Here is a 4,811-nt window from a genome sequence, read left to right as displayed (position 1 = left end):
CGACCTGGGCCTTTCTTCACACGACGCGATGATGTCAACATAACCTCCAGAATCTCGAGAGGTGTTGCGACCGCACCTAGAAACCACCCCGGAGCAGGCTGCTCAGGATTCAACCGGAGCCGACACGACCGAGGTCGAAGCGGGTTTTTCTCTGTCGGGCTGACAGGATTTGAACCTGCGACCACTTGACCCCCAGGGACCCTACGAGTGTGATTCTGCGTTCCACCGTGTCGCGTTTGTGCAGTTCAGAGCCCTATGCGCGTCTCAGTCGTGTCACTCGATCCGGCGCGTTTGAACGCGTCTTGGGACACTGTTGGGACACTGGGCCACGCGGCGATCGACGACCTGGCGTGCCCGCCGGGGAGGCCCTTGGCATCCCGATCGCCGAGCGATCTAGCCGACCAGCGTCGGCGGCAACGCCTGCTAGGCGATGAGTGACCTAATTGTCGCTTGCCGCATCAATCCGCTCGACGAAGCGCACTACGACCCGGGCGGCCTCCTCAACGGTGGCTGCAAGTTCGAGGTGATCGAGCCCTTCCAGCGCACCCACATAGATCGGCGACCAGTGTGGCAGCGCGGACACTCTCGGCGGCCACAGCTGCTGAGCACGCGCTTCAAACACCGCGATGCACGCGCTGCGTGTTGTCGAAAGGTCGGCGTCGGGCAGCAGCCCTTCGAGCAATTGCAAGTCCACCAAGTCGTGGGCGCGATCGTTGACTCTGGGTGCGTCGAGGACTGCGGTCACCGCGTGCAGCTTCTGAGCGATCTGCCACGGAATCGTCATGCACGGCACGGAGACCGCCGTGGGAACACCCACGAGGCCGAGAGCGTCTGAGGTGAGGGTGTCGAACTGGTCGGCATTGCCGGCTTCGACAGTGGAGGCCTCAATCGGAACAGATGCGAAAGGCTTGCCGCGATAGTTCAGCTTGGCGGTAAATCGGCGTGGCTTCACCGGCATGCCCGGAACATCAATCTCCTCGGGGACGGTGAAGGTCGCAGTGAAACCTTCCCACCCCACCTCGCCCGCCTCAGCCAGCTGATCATGCACGTCGTCGATGTCGCGACGTGCGACGGTGTCAAAATCTTTGGAGGTCCGCGAATCAGGGATGCCCCGGCGCAGTTCCAGCGATGAACCACCTTTGACCAGGAGCAGCGGGGCGCCGCTGTCATCGGTGAGCATGGCCGCGAATTGCGCGACGACGATCATCGCGACGTGACGCTGCAATCGGCCGAACAACACCCCTTGCCGTTGCGCTGCTTGCGTGAGCCGATCGCGCAACGAGCGCAAGTTCGGCGGTGGCGACGAATAGGGCTGGGTCATGCCGATGCGCCCTTCTTGCGAGCCCGTGACCCAGGTTGATCGAGTGCGGCGCGCAGCTCTGCCGCCGGGCCACGACGTAGCGTGCCCTCAGCTTCGGCTTGTTCGATCGCTGCCCGAAGCTGGTAGGGATCAGTCCCGGCGTCCAGGCAGTCTTTGATGGTGCGCGCGACCGTCGTGACGGGTATGTCGTCGACCGACGTGATGGCGGTTGCCGTGAGATCGCGGCGATGAAGCCTGTACAGCTCGGCCCCAGCTGCGCGCGGATGGTTGTCACGCGGAACCGTGAGGTGGATGCGCGAAGGGTTGACGTCAGCGAGTGCGTGAAGCGCCAAGGCCGACTCATGCGAAATAACGCCGCGGCCCAAAGTCCAGGCGACGGCAGCTGCGAGATCGTCATGCTCACCACGCGGCAGAACAGGCACCCGGTACACACCACGACCGGTGCGCTCAAGGCGTCCGCGCGCAGCGAGAAGTCGCAGCTGCGTGGGGTCGACACCGATATCCCTAGCGTCACGAGTCGTCACATAGCCATGCTGCTCAGCGGCAAGTTCAACTATCCGATCCCAAATGGCCATGTGCGCAATCGTATCAACTAGATACGGTTAAGCACACGGATGTCTTTAGACCTTTACGAAGGCCGGTCACCGTTCTCGCCTACGTCCTCCGCCGCAGGTATGACGAGGGATTAGCAGCGACTTCGCCCGCCAGGAACGGTAATTGGGTGATAGATCTGGTGCTGCCCATTGTTGTGGTGACCGGGAGGCTCTGCCTCATTCCCAATTTGTTGCCTGGTTTTCCAGGCCGCACACGAAAGGAGGCGATGCGCATGGACGGAAACTCACTAACGGGCAAGTCGCTTTCGACATCTGCATTTGTTAATTCGGCCCTCCTCACGAACGTCGCCGCAGCTGCGGGCCAGCAGCCAACGCTTAATGCCGGACGGCTGCGAACGCAGCATGTCAATCCGGCCCGGACATGTTCGCGGTGCCCGTCTCGTCTGCCAAGTTGGCGCGATTCCGCCAAACCTGCATCCTCGTTTCCAAGGTAGGAGCCTCCGGGATTTCCTGAGCGTGTCAACCAGGTCACTCAGGAAGCTGCGGATACGGCGGCGCAGGGAACTACACGTTCCAAAAGCCAAACTCCGGACTGTCCGATCGGCTCGGTCGCCACGGCGGCCTTCGACTACACCGTCGCAGTCGGTGTTCTCGGTACCGAACACCCACAAGTCAGCTACCTGGGGCGTCTTCCGGATGACTTCCTCGATGCCCTGATAGCAGTGGCAAACGACCGCAGATGAATTGACACGCGACTAAATAAGCCGGCAAACGCGGTATCGGCCTTTACTGTGAAGATGCTATTAACGGGGCTTGCTGAGCAGGGGCAGATGACGAATTACGGGTTCCGGCTATTCCGCGTGACAGTTCACCGCAGCGGGCGGGGCGATGCGCTTTCGGTCGAGGTCGGCGTGGGCGAGTCGAAACAGCACATCAGGGACTACCTGTTCGATCTGGTCAGCGCGCGGAAGCTCCTGGAGTGTCACGGGACGCCGACGGCGTCCGACCTCGATGACGCAGACGACGGCGTGGACGAAGAGGAAATCACCGAGGAAGAGCAAGCGGAGGCCCAGGCCAAGGAAGCCGCCAAACCTGTGCTGGTCGTCACTGACGTGGATCGTCGCGGCGACCACATGGTGATCGAGTACGTCTACGGCCGTCGTCAAGGCTTCACCGGCGCCGGATACGCCGGTAATGGCGCCGCCCCGTTAGACATCTCCGACCTGAAGTCGGTGAGGCCCTACCGCGCGGTGTTCATGTTCCCTGACGTCGGAGAATTGGGTATCGCGGCAGTTGAGGACGCGAGCCGTACCCACGCCTCAAAGAAGCTAGAGCAGTGGATGCGGGCGTGGGCGCGTGAGGACGGCAAAGCTGAGGCAGCCGAAGAGGCAGAGACCACCGGCAAGAAGATCGTCCGACCCGTCTGGTGGTCGCTCCGGTTCACACCTCTGAGCGACCCCGAGAAGCTCAAAAGCCTCATGACGAACGGCACCAGCAGCAAGATCGTGCTGACCAAGCAGGGGGGGTCCGACACCAATACCCCTGGTAAGTCGCCGCTCAAGGTGGAGATGGGGCTCAGTGAGAACAGCGCAATTGCCCGCGCCCGGAAAGTCCTCAACGGATGGATCGAGTACTTCAACGGCCCGGCGACTGCACCCGGTGACGCGCAGACGCAAGCGACGAAAGACCTGGCGGCTGTACTCGGCGACAGCTACGACAACTTCGACGACCAGGACTACGACGACGCCTGGATCGAGGTCAAAGATGCCGATGGCAAAAAGAAGGAAATCAGCCCGTCAAGATGGGCTGATATCTTCATTTACCCGGTTTCCAGGGGCGTAGATTGTCCTACCTCGCGGTTATTCTTCGGGAGAGTACAAAGAGCAGTCGCACCCTTGGAGAACTCGCTCGAGGTGTCGGTCGACTGGGCAGGATGGGGAGTCGAGGATGGAGAGATTTGACCTACGACCGCTATTCCGTGGCCAGCTCAAAGGCCTGAAGCTCGCGACTCACAAAAGCCGCCCGTACGACTACTTCGCCATCGTGGTGCTGTACGGCGTCCCCCTTGTTCTGCTGATCTCGGCGTGGGTCTGGGACTGGCACCTGTCGGCCCCAATGCCGCTCCTGACCGCCGTGTCGCTGCTGGCCGGCGGCACCCTGAGCGCATTCGGGTCGTTGTCGACGCTGCGCCTGAAACTCACGGAGCGATCGGACACCCGCGACGGCAAGAACGTGTACCGCGACAGCCTCGACGAGAGCGTCGCGCACCTGTTCATGATCGCGCTCGCCTGCGTCGTTGACGCCGCAATTCTGGTCATCGGCCTGAATGTCTCGCGCGGCGAACCAAACACGCCGCTGCAGGACGCAGTGGTCTGCGCTCCCGCCTGGCTGGCAATAGGGGTCACGGCCTACATCTTCCTGGCGTTCGTGATGGTCTTACCTCGCCTGTACTGGGCGTACACGCGGATGAACCGGGTGTCTCCTCAGCTCGACGGGTTCGACGCAACCAAGTAGCGCGGCCTCCTAAACGGCCCCGGCTCCGTAGATAGGCCCCCGGGATGCACCCGCCCGGCCTCCACCGCACCCACGGCCGCCAGGTATCCCAGCGCGCGGCACCAGCCCGGGCAACCCCGGACGCCGCCACACCTCCCCCACAGGCCGGGCGTCTCAGCGGGCTGGACAGCTTCCCACCACTAATCGACGCCAGCTCCGACTCCCGGCCCAAATTGGGGCCAACTAACAGGCCATATACATGCAGCCCTCACCCACTCATCAGCAGTTCAGGTCCACGGACTTCCGGCGGTGGACCTGGCGTGTTCCCGCTGAATGAGTCCAGCAAGTTCTAGAGTCCTGTGGCCCGATGTCGGGCGAGAAGGGACGATGAACGTATGGCTGGTCGGAAGCGGCACTCCGCAGAAGACATCGTGCGCAAACTG

Annotated in this window: 4 protein-coding genes; 2 read left to right on the top strand and 2 right to left on the bottom strand. The window is 62.3% G+C overall.

The features are described from left to right. Nucleotides 1-439: 439 nt before the first annotated feature. On the bottom strand, nucleotides 440-1,321 hold the full coding sequence (locus WBB07_RS12270) for a nucleotidyl transferase AbiEii/AbiGii toxin family protein (protein ID WP_526308007.1): 882 nt from the start codon (nucleotides 1,319-1,321) through the stop codon (nucleotides 440-442). Then, nucleotides 1,318-1,896, bottom strand: a complete 579-nt coding sequence (locus tag WBB07_RS12265) for a type IV toxin-antitoxin system AbiEi family antitoxin domain-containing protein (RefSeq protein WP_526308005.1) — start codon at nucleotides 1,894-1,896, stop codon at nucleotides 1,318-1,320. The genes WBB07_RS12270 and WBB07_RS12265 overlap by 4 nt, the downstream gene beginning before the upstream one ends. Before the next feature lie 809 nt (nucleotides 1,897-2,705). Here WBB07_RS12265 and WBB07_RS12260 point away from each other — a divergent pair. Together WBB07_RS12260 and WBB07_RS12255 are read left to right on the top strand one after the other, a co-directional pair. After that, nucleotides 2,706-3,836 carry a hypothetical protein gene (locus WBB07_RS12260; protein WP_526308003.1) on the top strand — a complete coding sequence of 377 codons (1,131 nt, stop codon included), beginning with the start codon at nucleotides 2,706-2,708 and terminating at the stop codon, nucleotides 3,834-3,836. Nucleotides 3,837-3,918: 82 nt separating this feature from the next. Beyond that, nucleotides 3,919-4,389: a hypothetical protein gene (locus WBB07_RS12255; RefSeq protein WP_526308001.1), complete on the top strand. Its 471-nt coding sequence runs from the start codon at nucleotides 3,919-3,921 to the stop codon at nucleotides 4,387-4,389. Nucleotides 4,390-4,811: the final 422 nt, after the last annotated feature.

Origin of the sequence: Mycobacterium sp. (assembly GCF_049647605.1) — a bacterium.
In the GTDB taxonomy this organism is placed as follows: domain Bacteria; phylum Actinomycetota; class Actinomycetes; order Mycobacteriales; family Mycobacteriaceae; genus Mycobacterium.
The sequence above is the reverse complement of the archived record's forward strand: the minus strand, read 5'-3'. Positions and strand labels throughout refer to the sequence as shown.